Source organism: Kribbella antibiotica, from assembly GCF_004349055.1.
Lineage (GTDB): Bacteria > Actinomycetota > Actinomycetes > Propionibacteriales > Kribbellaceae > Kribbella > Kribbella antibiotica.
In genome coordinates this window covers 1-19,078 of the sequence record NZ_SMKX01000069.1, presented here as the reverse complement: position 1 = coordinate 19,078, position 19,078 = coordinate 1, and the positions used below count along the sequence as shown (strand labels likewise).

At 68.7% G+C, this 19,078-nt stretch carries 7 protein-coding genes and 1 tRNA gene; 5 read left to right on the top strand and 3 right to left on the bottom strand.

Features of this window, described 5'->3' with window-relative positions:
* Positions 1–181: 181 nt before the first annotated feature.
* The gene (aceE, locus tag E1263_RS22695) at positions 182–2,911 is read right to left on the bottom strand and encodes a pyruvate dehydrogenase (acetyl-transferring), homodimeric type (RefSeq protein WP_202869003.1); all 2,730 of its coding nucleotides are present in this window, start codon (positions 2,909–2,911) and stop codon (positions 182–184) included.
* A gap of 296 nt (positions 2,912–3,207) precedes the next feature.
* On the opposite strand from aceE, the gene E1263_RS22690 reads away from it, so the two are divergent.
* The 4 genes from E1263_RS22690 to E1263_RS22675 all read left to right on the top strand — a co-directional run bounded on the left by E1263_RS22690 (position 3,208) and on the right by E1263_RS22675 (position 14,827).
* Positions 3,208–3,648: a DUF3052 domain-containing protein gene (locus E1263_RS22690; protein ID WP_132170583.1), complete on the top strand. Its 441-nt coding sequence runs from the start codon at positions 3,208–3,210 to the stop codon at positions 3,646–3,648.
* A 1-nt stretch (position 3,649) separates the two neighbouring features.
* Positions 3,650–4,114 carry a peroxiredoxin gene (locus E1263_RS22685; RefSeq protein WP_202869002.1) on the top strand — a complete coding sequence of 155 codons (465 nt, stop codon included), beginning with the start codon at positions 3,650–3,652 and terminating at the stop codon, positions 4,112–4,114.
* A gap of 43 nt (positions 4,115–4,157) precedes the next feature.
* Positions 4,158–4,231 (top strand) — tRNA-Val (locus tag E1263_RS22680).
* Between the two features lie 378 nt (positions 4,232–4,609).
* Entirely contained in the window at positions 4,610–14,827 is a 10,218-nt protein-coding gene (locus tag E1263_RS22675) for a non-ribosomal peptide synthetase/type I polyketide synthase (RefSeq protein WP_132170581.1), read from the top strand.
* A gap of 405 nt (positions 14,828–15,232) precedes the next feature.
* Here E1263_RS22675 and E1263_RS22670 read toward each other — a convergent pair whose 3' ends face one another.
* The gene (locus tag E1263_RS22670) at positions 15,233–16,141 is read right to left on the bottom strand and encodes an ROK family protein (protein WP_132170579.1); all 909 of its coding nucleotides are present in this window, start codon (positions 16,139–16,141) and stop codon (positions 15,233–15,235) included.
* 306 nt (positions 16,142–16,447) lie between these two features.
* On the opposite strand from E1263_RS22670, the gene E1263_RS22665 reads away from it, so the two are divergent.
* Complete coding sequence (locus E1263_RS22665) at positions 16,448–17,701, top strand: aconitase X (RefSeq protein WP_132170577.1); 1,254 nt, start codon at positions 16,448–16,450, stop codon at positions 17,699–17,701.
* Between the two features lie 397 nt (positions 17,702–18,098).
* Here the strand turns inward: E1263_RS22665 and E1263_RS22660 are convergent.
* A partial coding sequence (locus E1263_RS22660; protein ID WP_132170575.1) for an IS30 family transposase occupies positions 18,099–19,078 on the bottom strand: 980 nt, incomplete at its 5' end.

Genomic DNA, 19,078 nt, shown 5'->3' with positions numbered 1-19,078 from the left:
TGAACTGTCTAAAGGATGCGAGGCGCCCACTGTCGCCAGCGCCCGCACCACCACCGAGACCGGGTTCGGTCGGGGTCACCAGGCCCGACCGCACCCGCTGCCGACCGCCCACCGATCGGCCGGCAAAAGACAGCAGGCCCACTTCCCCGTGCACAGGGGTGGTGGGCCTGCTGATCGTTACTTAGGCGCCAGCGCCCTCTTGCTTCACACCGGCGACCGCGGTCGGGTCGCCGATCTGGTACTTGCGAGCCGCCTCGGCCGCAACCTCCGGCTTGACGTCACCGCGCTTCGCAAGGATCTGCAGCGCCGCGACGACGACCGACTCGGCGTCGACCTGGAAGTGCCGGCGGGCCGCTGCCCGGGTGTCGGCCAGGCCCCAGCCGTCGGTGCCGAGCGACGTGTAGTCGTTCGGGACCCAGCGCGAGATCTGGTCCTGCACCGCGCGCATGAAGTCGCTGACCGCGACGACCGGACCCTTGGAGTCCTTCAGCTGCTCGGTGATGAACGGCACCTGCTCCGGCTCGTCCGGGTGCAGCAGGTTGTGCTGCTCGGCCGCGATTGCATCGCGGCGAAGCTCGTTCCACGAGGTGACCGACCAGATGTCGGCCGCCACCGAGTACTCCTCGGCGAGGATCTGCTGTGCCTTGCGGATCCACGGCAGTGCGACACCCGAGCCGAGCAGCTGGACACGCGGTACATCGTCGCCCGCGGCCGTCTGGTACTCCTCGAAGCGGTACATGCCCTTGAGCAGTGCCGCGATGTCGAGATCCGCCGGCTCGGCCGGCTGTGCGACCGGCTCGTTGTAGACGGTGAGGTAGTAGAAGATGTCCTCGCCGTACGGCTTGTCCTTGTCCAGCCCGTAGCCGTACATCCGGCGCAGGCCGTCCTTGACGATGTGCGCGACCTCGTAGGCGAACGCGGGGTCGTAGTGCACGGCCGCCGGGTTCGACGAGGCGAGCAGCGGCGAGTGACCGTCCGCGTGCTGCAGACCCTCACCCGTCAGTGTCGTCCGGCCGGCGGTGGCGCCGACCACGAAACCGCGGCCGAGCTGGTCACCGAGCGCCCAGAGCGAGTCACCGGTCCGCTGGAACCCGAACATCGAATAGAAGATGTAGAACGGGATCATCGGCTCGCCGTGCGTGGCATACGCCGTACCGGCGGCGATCATCGAGCCCATCGCACCGGCCTCGCTGATGCCCTCGTGCAGCAGCTGACCGGCCGAGGACTCCTTGTAGGCCAGCAGCAGCGCGCGGTCGACGGCCTCGTAGGTCTGCCCGTGCGGGTTGTAGATCTTGGCCGTCGGGAACATCGAGTCCATGCCGAACGTGCGGTACTCGTCGGGCGCGATCGGGACGATGCGGTGCCCGATCTCCGGGTCCTTCATCAGGTCCCGGAAGAGCCGGACGAGCGCCTGGGTGGTCGCCACCGCCGTCTTGTCGCTGCCCTTGCTGAGCGGCTTGTAGACGTCGTCACCAGGCAGCTTCAGCGTCTTCGGCTTGACCCGGCGCTCGGGCAGGAAGCCACCGAGCTGGGAACGCCGCTCCATCATGTACTGGTACTCCGGCGAGTCCTTGCCGGGGTGGTAGTACGGCGGGTTGTAGGCGTCCTCGAGGTCCTTGTCCTCGATCGGCAGGTAGAGCCGGTCGCGGAAGGTCTTCAAGTTGTCCGAGGTGAGCTTCTTCATCTGGTGGGTCGCGTTGCGGCCCTCCAGCGAATCGATCGTCCAGCCCTTGACCGTCTGGGCCAGGATGACGGTCGGCTGCCCGACGTGCTCCTTGGCGCTCTTGAAGGCCGCGTAGACCTTGCGGTAGTCGTGCCCGCCGCGGGGCAGCTTGCGCAGGTCCTCGTCGGACAGGTTCTTGACCATCTGCGTGAGCCGCTGGTCGCCGCCGAAGAAGTTGTTCCGGATGTACTCGCCGGACTCGACGGAGTAGGTCTGGAACTGGCCGTCCGGCGTGGTGTTCATCTTGTTCACCAGCGCGCCGTCGTGGTCCTGGGCCAGCAGCGAGTCCCACTCGCGGCCCCAGACCACCTTGATGACGTTCCAGCCCGCACCGCGGAAGAACGCCTCGAGCTCCTGGATCACCTTGCCGTTGCCGCGGACGGGACCGTCCAGCTGCTGCAGGTTGCAGTTGATCACGAAGGTGAGGTTGTCGAGCTCCTCGCGGGCGGCCAGGCCGATCGCGCCGAGCGACTCCGGCTCGCCCATCTCGCCGTCACCCAGGAACGTCCAGACGTGCTGGTCGGACGTGTCCTTGATGCCGCGGTGGTGCATGTACCGGTTGAAGCGCGCCTGATAGATCGAGTCCAGGGCGGCCAGACCCATCGAGACGGTCGGGTACTCCCAGAAGTCCGGCATCAGCCGCGGGTGCGGGTACGACGACAGGCCCTTGTGCGGTCCGCGCGACACCTCCTGGCGGAATCCGTCGAGCTGGTCGGCGCTCAGCCGGCCCTCGAGGAACGCCCGGGCGTACACACCGGGGGAGGCGTGGCCCTGGATGAAGACCTGGTCACCGCCGCCCGGATGGTCCTTGCCCCGGAAGAAGTGGTTGAAGCCGACCTCGTACAGGCTGGCCGCGGACTGGTAGGTGGCGATGTGACCGCCGACCTCGAGCCCCTTGCGGTTCGCCTTGCTCACCATCACCGCGGCGTTCCAGCGGATGAAGGCCCGGATCCGGCGCTCGATGTGCTCGTCGCCAGGGAACCAGGGCTCCCGCTCGGGCGGGATCGAGTTGATGTAGTCGGTGCTCCGCAGCGCCGGTACGCCGACCTGCCGCTCCCGGGCCCGCTCGATCAGCTTGAGCATGAGGTAGCGCGCCCGCGCCTTGCCGCGTTCGTCCAGCACGGCGTCGAGCGACTCGACCCATTCCCGTGTTTCGTCGGGGTCTATGTCAGGGAGCTGGGTGGGCATCCCCTCGGTGATGATGGCTGGTGGTTCGTGTCCGGAAGCCACGGTGTCCTGCCGTTCTCTCTGGTTGTCTTCACCGCAATCCTGTCATCTGTTCGGAATGCGTTCTACTTCGCCGTCGATCAGGACCCGTTTCCGGCGGCCGGAGCCTGATCTGAGCGGACACGGACAGACCCCACCGCGCGGATACCGGACACGTCACGGATACCTCGTGCATACTTGCGCGACGCGGTACGTCACGATGGACTATCGCTACTGACGCATACCCCCGGACACTTGGGGACGACGGAGGAGGACACGTGAGCGCGACCGCGGACCACGCGGACGGTAAGGAGCAGCCGAACATGGCGGCCCGGCTCGGCCTGGAGGCCGGCTGGATCGTTCAGGAGATCGGGTACGACGACGACAGCGACAACGAGCTGCGCGACGCGATCAAGGCTGTCACCGGCGAAGAGTTTGTCGACGACCAGACCGATGAGGTGGTCGACGTTGTGCTGCTCTGGTTCCGTGACGACGACGGGGACCTGGTCGACGCCTTCTTCGACATCCTTACCGACTTGAAGGCAGGCGGAGTTGTCTGGCTGCTGACCCCCAAGGTCGGCCGGGACGGCTACGTGGAGGGCAGCGACATCGCAGAAGCCGCTCCGGTGGCCGGGCTGTCCACAACCAGCACACTCAGCATCAGCGCCGACTGGTCGGCGACCAAGCTGGTGGTGCCGAAGTCGGGTCGCCGAGGCTGAGGTGACCATCGCTGCAGTCGGCAGCCGGGCCCCCGACTTCAGTACGCGTAACCAGCACGGCGAGGAGATCCGGCTCAGTCAGTACGCCGGACATCCCGTCGTGCTGGTGTTCTATCCGTATGCCTTCAGCGGGGTCTGCACGAGTGAGCTGACGGCACTACGGGACCGGCCGGAGCTGCTCGCGTCGGCGCAGTTCCTGGCGATCTCGTGCGACCCGCTGTTCACACTGCGGGCGTACGCGGACCACCAGGAGCTCGGCTTCAGCCTGCTCACCGACTTCTGGCCGCACGGCGCCATCGCGTCGTCGTACGGCGTGTTCGATGCCGAGCGAGGGTGTGCCCGGCGCGGCACCTTCGTGATCGACGCGGCCGGGGTGATCCGGTGGTCGGTGCTGAACGCGATGCCCGAAGCACGAAATCCGGACGACTACGCAGAGGCACTTTCGGCGTTGACACGTCGAAAGTGATGCGGCTTCAAGGCCCCGAAAGTGATACGGTCTGCCGTCGTAAGGGCTGTTAGCTCAGTTGGTTAGAGCACCTCGTTTACACCGAGGGGGTCGGGGGTTCGAGTCCCTCACAGCCCACCCCGTTCGTCGCTCCTCCCGCGCCGATCTCCGTTTCATCACGGTGGCGTATCTCCGTCGTCCGACACTCGTTGTCATGGTGTCGGCAGGGTCGTGGAATTCTTAACTCTTTGCTGTCCGGAACTGGCTCCTGCCGGGGCCGGAACGGCTGGTAGGGTTCACGGCTGTCGGTCGGCACGATGACGCACCGGGTCCGCCTGGTCACCGCATCGGTCCGACGGTCCGAATTACGGGGCAACGTGTCGGTGAGAGCGAGACGGGTATGCCCTTTGCCCGGCTCCGTCCAGTGGGGAGGCGCTTGTCCGTGGGTCATCGACCGACTCGCGCCTTGGCGATCGCTCCCGCTCCCGCTGACGTTTCCTTGGTGGTGACGCGGGCGTGGTGAGGAGCAGTGCCGACCGGCCGGCGATCAGTACCGGGCCGGCCTTGATGATTCCCGCCGGGTATCCGCGCGATCTGCCGAGTGCGCTGCTGCGCGCGGCCCGCGACTTCAGCGGTGCCGGTGTGGTCGAGATCGGGCCCGACGGGCGCGAGACGAAGCTCGATTTCCCGACGCTGCTCGAGCTGGCTGCGCGGATCCTCGCCGGCCTGCGAGCGAACGGCGTACGGGCTGGAGATCCCGCAGTCGTGCACTGCACCGAGCCGGTCGGGTTCTTCGCCGCGTTCTGGGCCTGCACGCTGGGCGGCATCCGCCCGCTGCTGCTGGCGCCGTCGCCGGAGGGCGACCGCACCGAGGCCGGCCGCGAGCGCCTGCGTGCCGTCACCGACCTCCTCGGCTGGACCGTTCTGATCGGCCGTCCGTCGGATCTGCCCGACGACCTCGGCCTGCCGGTGCTCGACCCGGATGCGCTCGCCGGCCACGAGCCGACGAACGAATTCCACCGTCCGGCCGCGGATGATGTCGCCGTACTGATGCTGTCTTCCGGCAGCACCGGTTCGCCGAAGATCGTGCAGCTGACGCATCGCGGTCTGGTCGAGTTCGCGGCGGGCACCCCCGCGATGCTCCCGGTCCGCCCCGGGCAGACCACGCTGAACTGGCTGCCGCTCGACCAGAGCGGCGCGTTCCTGCTCTACCACCTGCTGCCCGTCTTCACCGGCTGCACCAACATCCACGTGAACACCGCCTGGGTGCTCGCCGACCCGCTGCGCTGGCTCGACCTGATGGACCAGCACCGCGTCAACCACTCCTGGTCGCCCAACTTCGGCTACCGGCTGACAACCCAGGCGATCGCGGGGGAGCCGGACCGGCACTGGGACCTCTCCGCCCTGCGCAGCCTGGTCAGCGGCGGCGAGCAGATCACCGTCCCCGTGATGACCGAGTTCCTCCGGCTGACGAACCGCTTCGGCGTCGTACCGGAGACCTTCGTCGCCGCCTGGGGCATGACCGAGACCGTCACCGGCATCACCTTCGCCCGGCCGGGTTTGACCCCGAACGTGCACCGCGTCCGCGTCCCACCGACCGGCATCGTCGAGTGGGTCGACCAGCGCCCGTCCTCCGGCAAGGTCGCCGTCGCGCGCCCCGGCAAGACTCGCGCCGAGGCGCCGGGTGTCTTGAGCCTGGTTTCGGTCGGTGCTCCGGCCCCCGGTACGACGGTCCGCATCGTGGCACCGAATGGCGCCGTACTGCCCGAGGGCCGGATCGGCCAGCTGCAGATCGCCTCTGCCCGCGTCACGCCCGGCTATCTCGGCAACCTGGAAGCCGACCGCGACGCGTTCCCGGTCGGCAACTGGCCGATGCGCAAGTGGCTGTCGACGGGTGACCAGGGCTTCATCACCGGCGGCCAGGTCGTCATCACCGGCCGCGACAGCGAGCGCATCATCATGCGCGGCACCCTCTACTACGCGCACGACATCGAGGCAGTGGCGGCTACGGTCGTCGGCGCCGAGCAAGGTCTCGTCGCCGCCTGCGCCGTCCCCGACGTTGAGTCGGGCACCGATCGTCTGGTCGTCTTCTACGCCCTGACGCCGGACTCCATCCCCGGCATGGACCAGGCGATCCGCAGCCTCATCCAGACACGCTTGCAATTGGTGGCGGAGGTCGTCGGCGTCCCGCGCCGCGACTTCCCGACCACCCCCGGCGGAAAAATCCTCCGCCCCCTGCTGAAGCAACGCTGGCTGGACGGCACCCTCGAAACCGCGCCCCACCCGTACGTAGAACCAGCCGGCGCCACCTCGTACTCCGGCCCCACCGGCGAAGGCCCCGAGTCGGCGACCGCCGACACCCAGATCTCCGCGGAAGAGCTGGAGGCCGGCGAGCGCACCACCGAGCTCCCGACCGTCCGGTTGGCCTGGCAGCGGACTCTCCAGCAATCCATCCCCACCCCGCCGCAACGGCCTACCCTCGGCACGCCGTCGACCCTTGACGAGCCCGGTGCCGCGATCGACTCGGCCAGCTCCCCCTCGGCGCCCGCCGAGCCCGCAGCTGTCAGCGACACGACGGCAGAGGCCGTCACCCCTGCTGATGCGCTGGATCCGGCTACCCCCGAAGACCTCGCCGTCGGCGACGCCACGACCGAGCCGACCGAGTCCGCGGACACCCCAGACTCGTCCGCCCTCGAAGAGCCCGCCGACGCCACCAAGAACCAGTTGGACGCCGAGCCTGACTCCGCGATCGCATCCGCCCCGTCAACCCTCGGCGAGCCCGCCCTCGACGAGCCCGCCCTCAACGAGCTGGCTGTCAACGAGTCCGCCGTTGATGAGCCTGCTGTCGACGAGTTGGCGCTTGACGAACCCGCTGTCGACGAGGCTGCTCTTGGTGAGTCGGCTGTCGACGAGCCTGTGCTTGGCGAGCCCGCCCTCGATGAGCCTGCGGCTGGCGAGCCCGTCCCTGTTAACGCCGCAGCAGAGTCCATCGATCCCACCGACGCGATTGAATCGTCGTCTCTCGACGATCTCGCGGTCGGTGCCTCCGCGCTTGAGCCGACCGACACCGCGACCGAGCACACTGACGAGCCCGAGCCGTCGGCTGTCGACGAGCCTGCTGCGGACGACAGTGCACCGGCCGATCCGGCCGACGAGGCGCCTGAGGCTGTCGACGCCACCGGTGTTCTCGAGTCGTCGACCCCCGAAGACCTCGTCGTCGGGGATGTCGAGCCCATTCCGGCCGACACCGCGACCGAACCCACCGACGAGCCGTCGGCCCTCAACAAGCCCGCCGCCCTTGGCGACATCATCGTCGTACCAGCCGAGGCTGATACCGACCCCTCCGAAGCGTCGGCTGTTGACGAGTCCGAGCCGTCGGCCGTCGACGAGCCTGCTGCTGTCGACAGTGCACCGACCGATCCGGTCGGCGCGACGCTTGAGCCTGCCGACGCCATCGGCGTTCTCGAGTCGTCGACCCCCGAAGACCTCGTCGTGGGGGATGCCGAGCCCGATCCGGCCGACACCGCTGGCGAGCCGTTGGCCCTCGACAAGCCCGCTGCCGTCAGCGACACCGCCGATGACCCGACCGATGCTCCGATCGACTCGGCTGACGCCGTTGAACCGTCGACTCCCGCAGACCTCGCCGTCGGCGACACCGAGGTCGAGTCGGTCGACGCCGCCGATTCCGACCTGCAGACGCTGCCCTCCGCGGTCCCGCACGCAGACGCGTCAACCGTCTCCGCCGAGTCCACCCCCGCGGATGCCGTTCCGGTCAACGAGACAACAGCTCCCGCCGAGTCCATGCCCGCGGGTGCCACCCCAGCTGAAGCCGTAGCAGCTTCCGCTGACTCCACCCCTACGGACACGACCCCAGCCGACGAGCAAGCCGCTCCCGCCGAGTCGGTAACCGCGGGTGCCGTTCCGGCCGACGTGGCATCAGCTTCCGTCGAGACCGCACCTGTGGGCGCCACCGCGTCGGTCGACGAGCCACCTGCTTCCGTCGAGACCGCACTCGACGACAGCGCCGCACTCGACGACAGCGCCGCAGCCGAGGGCTCCGCCTCAGCCGACGAGCACGTAGTGTCCGACGCCGTTGCTGGCGGCGGGCCCGTGGCCGCGCCCGCCGATCACCAAGCAGACGAGATCGCCCCTGCGGCAGCACCGATCGACGAAGCGGCTGTAGCTGAGCTCTCCGAGCCCGCCGAGCAGGCGCTCGCGGCGGAAGAGACGCCGGAGGCTGAAGCCTCCACCGAGCCCAGCGAGCCCGCTTCCGAGCCCAGCGAGTCGGTCGCTGAGTCCGGCGATCCGGTCGCCGTGTCGGATGAGCCCGTCGCCGCTACCGCCGAGCCCCTCGCCGCTGCTGAAGCGACACCCGACGAGCCCCTCGAAGCAGAGTCGGAGGCGCCCGCGCCGGTCGAGCCCGTGGCTGCTTCCGCCGAGGCTCCGGCGGCACCTACCGACGCCACACCGGACGCGCCTGCGTCCGCCGACCTTGTCGACGCGCAAGAGCCCACCCCCGGTACGACGCCAGAGGCGCCCGCCGCCGCGGACGCTCAGGAAACCGCCGCTGCCGACCGTGCTGACGTGCGGGCAGCTGCTGCCGCGTCTGATCCCGCTGAGCTCATCACCGCGCTCGCCGACGCTCTACAAGCAGCTGGCACGGTTACGGACGCCCAGCTGGAAGACGAGCAGGTCACCGACCTGCTTGTCGAGGTGGCACCACCTGCCGCGGAGACGCCCGCCGACCAGCCCGACACGGACGAGCCTGCGGTCGCCACCGAGTCCGACGTGGACACGTCTGAATCGCCTGCTGACGAGCAGGAGCCCACGGAAGCTGTCGCCGTACTGTCCGTCGAGCAGCAGCCAGCGGAGACGGCGCTTGTGCAGGCGCCTACTGCGGCGCAGTTGCCGACCGCGAAGCGCGAGCCAGTTGCAGACAAGCCTCCTGTTAAGGCCGCGTCGGTTGAGCCGGTCGCTGTCGTCGGTCTCGCTGGCCGGTTCCCGGGAGCGGAGACGCTGGAGCAGTTCTGGGACAACCTGGTCGGCGGCGTCGAGAGCGTACGGCGGTTCACAGCCGACGAGGTCGGCCAAGGCGACGGCGCGCTAGCGGTCAGCGGCGTGCTCGAGCACGTTGAGTCGTTCGACGCGAAGTTCTTCGGGTTGAGCGACCGTGAGGCCGAGTTGATGGACCCGGCTCAGCGGCTGTTCCTCGAGGTGTGTCACCAGGCGCTCGAACACGCCGGCTACGGCGGCACGACCAACCGGGTAGGCGTCTTCGCCGGCTCGGGCATGAACCTCTACAACCGCCAGCCGCAGGCGCGTGACTCACTCGCTGCCCGCGTCGGCTACCGCCTCGGCCTCACCGGACCGGCGATCGGCGTTCAGTCGGCCTGGTCTTCCTCCCTCGTCGCGGTTCACCTGGCCTGCCAGGCGCTTCGCTCCGGCGACGCAGACCTCGCGCTGGCGGGCGCATCCGCCGTACAGGTGCCGCAGGCAACGAGTTACCAGCCGTCGCCTGAGTCGATCCTGTCCCCGTCCGGCCACGTCCGCGCCTTCGACGCGGCCGCTGATGGCACGGTCGGCGGCAACGGCGTCGCCGCCGTACTGCTGAAGCGTCTCGACCAGGCCGTCGCCGACGGAGACACCGTGTACGCCGTCATCCGCGGCACCGCGGTCAGCAACGACGAGACGGCGAGTGGCAACCAGACACTGATCGAGCGTGCGCTCGAACGCGCCGGATTCGCCGCCGACTCCCTGAGCTACCTCGAGGCGAACGCGATCGGCAGCATCACTGCTGACGCAGCCGAGGTGCACGCGCTCACGACCGCGCTGCGCCGGCACACCGACGAGGTCGGGTTCTGCACGATCGGTTCGGTCAAGCCGAACATCGGTCACCTCGACAGCGCCTCCGGCATGGCCGGTCTGATCAAGACCATCCTGATGCTGCAGCACCGGACGCTGGTTCCGACGATCAACTACACCGAGCCGAACCCTGAGCTCGGCCTCGACGGCAGTCCGTTCGTGGTCGCGACCGATGCGCGCGACTGGCAAGCCGGTACGACGTTGCGCGCCGGCGTCAGCGCCCTCGACGCGGGCGGTGCCAACGCGCTCGTGATCCTGGAGGAGCCGCCGCGCCAGGTCCGCCGCGGTGACGACGGTCCCGTCGTACTGCCGCTGTCCGCGCCTGACCCCGACGCCCTCACCGACCTCGTCGAGCTCTATCGCGCCGACTTGGAAGAGGGCACCGGCCACCGACTCATCGACCTCGCCGGTACGGCGGCGCTAGGCCGACCGGCCCACCGCCACCGCATCGCGGTCGCGGGTGCAACGGAAGCCGAGCTCGTCGACGCACTCGGCTCGGCCCAGGCGACTGAGATCCCGCGTGGCGGCCCCGGCCCGCTCGGCTATGCATTCACTGGCCAAGGCGCGGCCCGTCGCGGTATGGCGGCCGGCCTGGCCGCGCGCTTCCCGGTCTTCCGTTCAGTCCTCGACGAGTGCGACCGCGTGTACGCCGAGGAGACCGGCGGCAGCCTGCTCGACCTCCTGCTCACCCCGGCCGGTCAGGCGGAAGGCGTCTGGCCGACCGAGACCGCTCAGCCGGCGCTCTTCGCCTTCGAGCTCGCCCTCGCGCGGCTCTGGCAGTCGTTCGGCGTGCAGCCCGCGCTCGTGGTCGGTCACAGTGTCGGCGAGTACGCCGCTCTGTGCGTGGCCGAGGCGTTGTCGCTGGCCGACGGTGTGCGGCTGACGGCCAAGCGCGGTGAGCTGATGCAGCGTGGGACGGCGCCGGGCGCGATGGTGTCGGTGCGCGCGGACGCGGATCGGGTTCGTGAGCTGGCACAGAGCTCCGGTGTGGAGATTGCCGCAGGCAACGGTCCGCAGTCGTTCGTGCTGACCGGGTCCGAGGTGATCGTCGGGCAGCTCGCCGAGCAGCTGGATCAGCTGCAGGTGGCTTGGCAGCGACTGGATGTCGATCGGGCGTTCCACAGTTCGCTGGTGGATCCGATCCTGGCGGACTTCGCGACGATCGTCCGCGGGATCACGCTGAAGCCGCTGCGGACGCCGATGGTGTCGAGCTGGTCGGGTGAGTTGCTCGAGTCCGGGACTGTGCTGGACGGCGACTACCTCGTCGGTCAGCTGCGGCAGCCCGTGCTGTTCGGGGATGCCGTCGAGGCAGTGACCGCGGCCGGGTGCCGACGGTTCTTGGAGCTCGGGCCCGACGCCGTGCTGAGCCCGGCGGGACGACGGATCGCGCCGAACAGCACCTGGATTCCGGCGCAGCGCCTCGGGCAGGACCCGGTGCTGGCGACGATGAACGGGCTCGCCGAGCTGTACGAGCAGGGCACCGAGATCACGTGGTCGAAGGTGTACGCGTTCGGCGGTCGAGTGCCGTTGCCGACGTACCCGTTCCGTCGGGTGCACCACCCGGTCGACACCGCGTCTGCTGCGCCGGCGACGGCGGCGGAGGGCGTCGTACGAGGGTCTGTGAGTGCGTTCGAGCGGGTTGCCCGGGCGCAGGCGGTTGGGTTTGCGCCGTCGAGCGCCGCGGTGAAGCGGATCCCGCTGGACCCGCCGGCCGAGGTGGCCGAGGTCGCTGCGGTGGACGAGAACGCGGACGAGGAATCGCCGTTCGCGCTGCCGGAAGAGACGCATTCGGTCGACGCGGACTACCTGGCGCAGGCCGGGTCGCTGTCGGGCGACGAGGTGTCGGCGGAGCGGTATCGCGAGTCGCTGGACGCGGTGCTCGATCTGACGTGTGACGTGCTGCGGCTCGATCCTTATGACCTGACGGTCGACCACACGTTTGCCGAGCTCGGCGGTACGGCGGAGTCGATGGCGCCGGTGATCGACCGGATCAACGAGCAGTTCTCGGTGGAGTTGTCGGCGGAGACACTGTTCTCGTCGTACACGACACCGCACAAGCTTGCGACCGCTGTCGCTGTACAGACCACGCGGGCCGATGACGAGAGCAACGAAGTTGCCGAAACGCCCGTACAGGAAGAAGAAACAACTCCTGTCGAGGAGCCGGTAGAGATTGCGGTCGCCGAGGTCGAGACCGAGGCTGAGCCCGACGAGCCTGCTGGCGAGCCTGACTCTCGGGTTGCGTTGGCGGTTCTTGGGACCGGGCTGGCCGAGCTCGCTGCTCGTGTCGAAGAAGCGGCCACGGCGACGAGTGCTGCTGACCTTCCGAACAGTGGTGTCGCTGCGCTCATGTCTCAGCAGCTCCGGGTTGCCGGTCAGCTGGTCGACGGCGTCACCAAGCTCATGCGCGAGCAGCTCTCCCTCCTGAGCGAGGTCACCCCGGAGCCCGAGAAGGTCGCCACAGACGCCACAGAGTCGGCCGAGGACGAGACCCCAGCACCGACAGCTACGGAAGACGCCGCACCGGCGGACGAGCCTGCGCCCGAGCGCACCGTCGTACCGGTTGAGTATTCGGACGGCCGGACCGGCGAGCTGCGACGGGTTGTCATCGAGGGCGAGATGGCACCGGCGCTCGGTGGGCGGCGACGCGATGTCGGGTATTGGCAGGTGGCGCTCGCAGGCGCCGAGCCGCTGGTGTTGCCGGCCGATGGCGGGCGGCGAGCTGAGGTTGCCTCGGTGAAGCTGGAGCTGGAGGACGAGCTCGGCGATGCCGTGTTCGTGTTCAGCCGCGAGCGCAAGGTCAGCCCGCTGATGACGATGCTGGCCGCCGTCGGCACTGTGCTGGGACGCTTTGCAGCGCAGGACGACGTCACAATCGGGTCTGCGCTGATCCGCCCACAGGGCGACACCACTGCCGCCGTACGGCGTGCGCTGCCGATCCGGATCGACTTGTCGGGCGAGCCGGATCTCGGCGAGCTCGCGCACCGGGTGCGCGACGTCACGACCGGCGCATTCGACCACGCGGGCACGGACCTCGCGATCCTGCAGCGCGACCCGCTCTTCCAGGTCCTGGTGGAGTTCGAGGACGGCGACGATGATCTGCCCGAGCCGCTCGATCTGCGGCTGCGGCTGACCCACCACGGCGCCGGAATCACCTGTACGGCGGACTACCGCGCGGGCCTGTTCCACCGCAGCACGATCGACCGGCTGCTCAATTACCTGCAGGCCGTGTTGCGCAGGGCAACGGCCGAACCGCGCCTGCGCCTTCCGCAGCTGATGATGCCGATCGCCGCCGACCTCGAAGCCCTGCGCAAGCTGGAGGGCGATCTCGAGCCCGTCGGTCCGATCGGCCGCGGTCGCCGCGACGCGGTCGTCGCGGGAGAGCTGAGTGCTCTGCACACCCTGTTCGAGCAGCAGGTCGCCCGGACGCCGGATGCGGTCGCGCTGATCCAGGGGGAGCGCGAGCTCACGTACGCCGAGCTGGAGCGCCGTGCGAACGCGGTCGCCTGGCAACTCGCGGATCTCGGGGTCAAGCCCGGTGAGCTGGTTGCCGTCCGAGTTGCCCGAGGCACCGAGCTAGTGGTCGCCGTACTGGCGGTTCTGAAGTCGGGAGCGGCTTACCTGCCGCTGGATCCCGGCGTACCGGAGTCTCGCTGGGCGTTCATGACGAACGACGCTTCTGCCGTCGCGCTAGTCGGTGACGATGCGGCGCTCGCGGACCGGCTCGGGCTGCGGCTCGTCCCGGTGGCGGGAGTCGATGGTGACTCGCGAGCGCAGCAGGCGCCACCGGTCCAGGCTGCGGCCGATGATGTTGCCTACTGCATCTATACGTCGGGTTCGAACGGGAATCCGAAGGGTGTTCTGGTCCCGCACCGTGGTCCAGTCAACCTTGTGAGGCACTACCTGCGGACGCGGAGTTCGCTGCGGACTTTGCAGTGGACATCGTTCGGGTTCGACGTGCATGTGCAGGAGATGTTCACTGCGCTGGCGTCCGGCTCGGCGTTGGTGCTGATCGGTGAGGACGACCGCTACGACCCCGACGCGGTCATCTCCGCGCTGCGGGATCATGGCGTCGAGCGACTCTTCATGGCGTTCAGCCCGCTGACCGCTTTGCTCGCGACGATGCGCAAGCTGCCCGAACTGCCTGCGTTGCGAGAGATCGTGGCCGGCGGCGAGGCGATGGTTCTGACGCACAAGGTGCGGGACTTCCTCGACGCGCACCCGGAATGCCGTCTGTACAACGAATACGGGCCGGTGGAGGCGTCGATCGTCACCACGATCCACGAGGTCGACCCGACCGAGGACCGGCCGTCGATCGGGCGCCCGATCGACGGCGTCGCCGTACGGCTGCTGGACCAGGTCGGTCGGCCGGTGCCGGTCGGCGGAGTCGGCGAGATCCACCTCGGTGGGGCAGCCGTTGCCCAGGGCTACCTTGGTCGCCCGGACGAGACCGAGACTGCCTTCGTCCCCGACCCCGCGCATCCCGGCGGTCGCCTTTACCGCAGCCGCGACCTCGGTCGTTGGCGCCCCGACGGCACCCTCGAGTACCTGGGTCGCGCCGACGATCAGGTGAAGATCCGCGGTCACCGCGTCGAGCCCGGCGAGACCGAGCACGTCCTCGCGTGCCAGACCGGTGTCATCGACGCCGTCGTCATCGCGATCTCCGACCACGGCGGCGACACCTGCCTGATCGGCTACGTGGTCCTCGAGGACAGCGACCCGACCGTGCTGGCCCGCCTGATGCTCGACCTGGGCAAGGAACTGCCGATCTACCTGGTCCCGGCTGACCTGATCCCGATCGAGGAGCTCCCGCTCGACGACAACGGCCGCCTCGACCGCACCCGCCTCCCTGAGCCGGAGTGGCTCCGCCCGTAGGCAATTCCGGGTAGGCGTGTAGGGCGCTGGTGGTTCGCCGGCCCTGGCGAGAGGCCCTTGGAGGTGGTGAGCGGTCCTCCACCCTCCTGAGGACCGTCCGCCGGCGTATTACCCATCAGCGGCCTGAACGCGAGGGCGGCGGGGAGTCTCCTCCCCGCCGCTCACGCACTCGGTCGGTCCACGGCCCCCCATCGACCGACCTTGCCTGGCTGGTCCAAGGCCCCCCTTGACCAACCTTGGATGACGTGCCCCCACCCCATCCATCCGTTGCATCGTGCAACAAGGGGTCGCCGTTACACAGATCTGGGCAATTGGGTAAGAATTGCGCAAAGATGCGTGAGACAGGCGGTCTTATGCCTGTTCTAGTGCGAAATAGGCACTTTTATTGCCCGCTCGGGCAACACGTCAGCGAATCGAGGACCACGCCTGGTGGGCCGCCCCGAGCAGGCCTGCGTTGTCCAGCTGCGCCGGTACGACGGTGAGGTCGGCGACGAACGGCAGTTGCGCCAGCCGCTTCACCCACGCCTGGACCGGGTCGAACAGCACCGGCCCCGCCTTCGCCACCCCACCACCGATCACCACGGTGGTCAGATCGACCGTGACCGCGGTCGCCACGATGCCGGCCGCCAGCGCCTGCGCGCCGTCGTCGAAGGCCGCCAGCGCGAGCTCATCACCCGCAGCCGCATCGGCAGCCAGTACGGCGGCATCCACCTGCTCGCCCGTCCGCCAGCCCCGGCGTTGCGCCCGAGCCACCATCCGCGGCCCACTCGCATACGTCTCGACGCAGCCGTAAGAACCGCAAGCGCATGCCTCACCGTTCTGGTCGACCACGACATGGCCGATATGAGCGGCGTTCCCGGACTGCCCCAGCAGCGGCCGACCATCGACGACGAGCCCGCCGCCGACCCCGGTCGACACCACGATGCCGAGCAGCGTCTGCGCATCCCGCCCAGCGCCGGTCCAGAACTCACCCAGCGCGAAACAATGCCCATCTACCCCGAGTGTCACCGGTACGTCGACCAGCGCGCGCACCCGATCCACCAGCGGGAAGTTCCGCCACCCGAAGATGTTCACCGGCGACACCAACCCGTGCTTGGCGTTCAGCGGACCGGCCGAGCCGATCCCCACCGCCAGTGGCGACGCGCCACCCAGCACCCGGCCGACGAGCTCGCCCAGCGCCGCGAAGACCTGATCTGCCTCACCCGTCGGCGTCGCGATCCGGTCCTGGAAGACGATCGTTCCGTCTGCAGACACGAGAGCGGCGGCAATCTTCGTGCCGCCGATGTCGATCCCGAGAACCGTGTCGCCGCTCATCGTCCCCCCGCCAGTCGCCGAACAGGTGCCTTCACCAGGTGTCGCGGGGCGCTGGACCGGGCAAGGGTGATCGCGGGGTGGTGAGGGTTCTGCTCGGTCACGTGGCGGGCTCCGTCGGGGCGGTCAAGGTCGAGAGACAACGTTATCTGTAGATGGCCGAATCGGCGAGGGGTGACTGGGCCGAATCTGCGCTGAACCTGCACAAACACGCTTACGCGACCCCTTGACACTCCTTGACAACGATACCCCTCAAGCCCTCCGATCGGCCCCAAAGAGGTGTCCTGCGGACAGGTAACATGAGGCCGGATGACGGACATGGCACTGACTGCGGCGGAGGGCGAGCTCCGCGACGGCGCGGCCGGTCCTGCGGTCGCGCTGGCGATGCGGCTCATCATCGGCTTGGCCCGCACGCTCGGTGCTCGGTCGCTGGTTCCGATCACCTCGGCCCATGTCGACGGTTGCCTCCATCACGGCCAGGCAGGCCTCGACTTCGCCGAGCGGCTCGTCGAGCTCGGCGGGCACGTCGTCGTACCGACAAGCCTGAACGTCGGCTCCCTAGACCTCCTGCACCCCGGCCTGGTCCGCCTCGCCGGCGCCGAACGCCACGACGCCCGACGACTGATGGACGCCTACACCGCCCTCGGCGCCGCCCCGACCTGGACCTGCGCGCCGTACCAGGACACCCACCGCCCAGCCTTCGGCGAACACATCGCCTGGGCCGAGTCCAACGCCATCGCCTTCGCCAACTCCGTCCTCGGCGCCCGCACCGACCGGTACGGCGACTTCGTCGACATCTGCGCCGGGTTGACCGGTCGAGCGCCGTATGCGGGCCTGCACCTAGACGAGAACCGCCGCGCCCGCATCGAACTAGACCTCAGCTTGTTGCCTGCCCACACCCTCCACCTCGACGCAGCCTGGGCCGCCCTCGGTCACCTCACCGGCAAACTCGCCGCCGACCGAGTGCCGCTCCTGACCGGCTGGCCCGAGGTGGTCCCCGAGGATCACCTCAAGGCCTTCGGCGCCGCAGCCGCCTCCCGCGGTGGCATCGGCCTCTTCCACATCGCCGGCACCACTCCCGAAGCTTCCGCCCAAGGCGACGCCGTGTCAGAGGTCCACCGCATTACCCCGGCCCACCTCCGCGCCGCCCGCGACGAACTCTCCAGCCCCTACCCCGGTCGCCTCGACGCAATCAGCCTCGGTACGCCGCACCTCTCGATCACCGAATTCGCCGAACTCGTCGCGCTGGTCCGCGCCGGCGCGCCCATGTCGCCAACCGTCGAAGTCTGGGCCGCCACCAACCGCACCACCGCAGCAGTTGCCGAAAGCAACGGTTGGCTCGCGGACCTGCAGTCAGCAGGCGTTCGAGTCCTCGTCGACACCTGCACCTACGTCACCTCGGTCCTCCGCCCCCAAACCCGCCACGTGATGACCAACTCCGCCAAGTGGGCTTGGTACGCCCCGGTCAACCTCGGCGTGAACGTAACCTTCGGCACCCTCGCCGACTGCCTAGCCTCAGCCCGCGCGGGTGTCGTTACCCGAGACGAATCTTCTTGGCACTAACCCACTTCACCGAAACTCGGCCGGTACGGCGGGGTGGTTGCTCGCCGCACCGGACAAGCCGGACACGTTGCTTGTGGCTGGTCGCCGCGGCGGCCGCGTTACAGAAGGAGCTTGGCTGGGGCCGGTGCCTGGTTGAGGTACTGGCGAGGTCGGCGACCGCGTGCCCGTTGCTTGAGGTGCCCGCTGTGGCTGGGCTGCAAGATCTGCGCTAGTCGGTAATAAAGGGTCGCCATTTGGGAAAAAGTTGCCGGCCAACGACCCCGGCGGACCGAGACGCGGGGCTGCTCGCGTTAGTCGGAGGTAGCCCATCCGTCATCTGATGGGTTCCCCCATCGGCTTGTGGGTTCTGCACTCTCATGGGCGGTTTCTAGGGGTGGTTGCAACACCGTGGTGGTTTCTAGGTGGTGAGTAGATCACGCAGGCGTTCGGCTGGGGTGTCCCAGTCGAGTGTTTTGCGTGGTCGGGCGTTGAGTTCTTGGGCGACGTGTTCGAGGTCTTCGGGGCCGTGGATGGACAGGTCGGTGCCTTTGGGGAAGTACTGGCGCAGGAGCCCGTTGGTGTTCTCGTTGGTGCCGCGCTGCCAGGGTGAGTGGGGGTCGCAGAAGTAGACGGCCATGTCGGTCGCGATGGAGAATTGTTTGTGGCGGGCCATTTCGCAGCCCTGGTCCCAGGTCAGGGAGCCGCGCAGGTGCTCGGGCAGGGTCTGCATCGCTTTGATGAGACCGTCACGGACTGGTTCGGCTTCGTGGCTGCCGGGCAGGTGGACCAGCAGCGTGTAGCGGGTGGTCCGCTCGACCAGCGTGGCGATCGCGGACCGGTTGTTTTCGCCCATGATCAGGTCGCCTTCCCAGTGGCCAGGGACGGCGCGGTCTTCGACGTCTGCGGGGCGCTCGGAGATCATGAGCATGTCGTCGACGAACCGGGACTGGCGCTGTTCGGGGTCGCGGTGGGGTTTGCGGCGGGTCCGGCCGGTGCGCAGTGCTTCGGCGACTTTGCGTTTGAGGCCGCCGCGGGCCTGGAAGTAGAGCGCTTGGTAGATCGTCTCGGGGCTCACACGCATGCTCTCGTCATCGGGGAAGTCTTTGACGAGCCTGTGGCAGATCTGCTCGGGTGACAACTTCACCGCCAGCCATTCTTCGACCTTGGCTCGCAGCGCGATGTTGGTGACCAGCTTGGAGTCCTTGGGCCGCGCCCGGGCCGCCGCGGCCGCTGCGTGGGCCTGGTGGGGCAGGTAGATCCCCTCGACACTGTGCGCGGCGACTTCGCGCGACACCGTCGAGGTGTTCTTCCCGATCCTCACCGCGATCGCCGTGAAAGTGTGCTTGTTGACCAGCCCGTCAGCGATCGCCAGCCGCTGGTCCAAGGACAGGTAACGGG

Excerpts from the sequence above, each read along its gene's own strand:
- aceE (WP_202869003.1), bottom strand. The coding sequence starts at position 2,911 with ATGCCCACCCAGCTCCCTGACATAGACCCCGACGAAACACGGGAATGG.
- E1263_RS22670 (WP_132170579.1), bottom strand. The coding sequence starts at position 16,141 with ATGAGCGGCGACACGGTTCTCGGGATCGACATCGGCGGCACGAAGATT.
- E1263_RS22665 (WP_132170577.1), top strand. The coding sequence starts at position 16,448 with ATGACGGACATGGCACTGACTGCGGCGGAGGGCGAGCTCCGCGACGGC.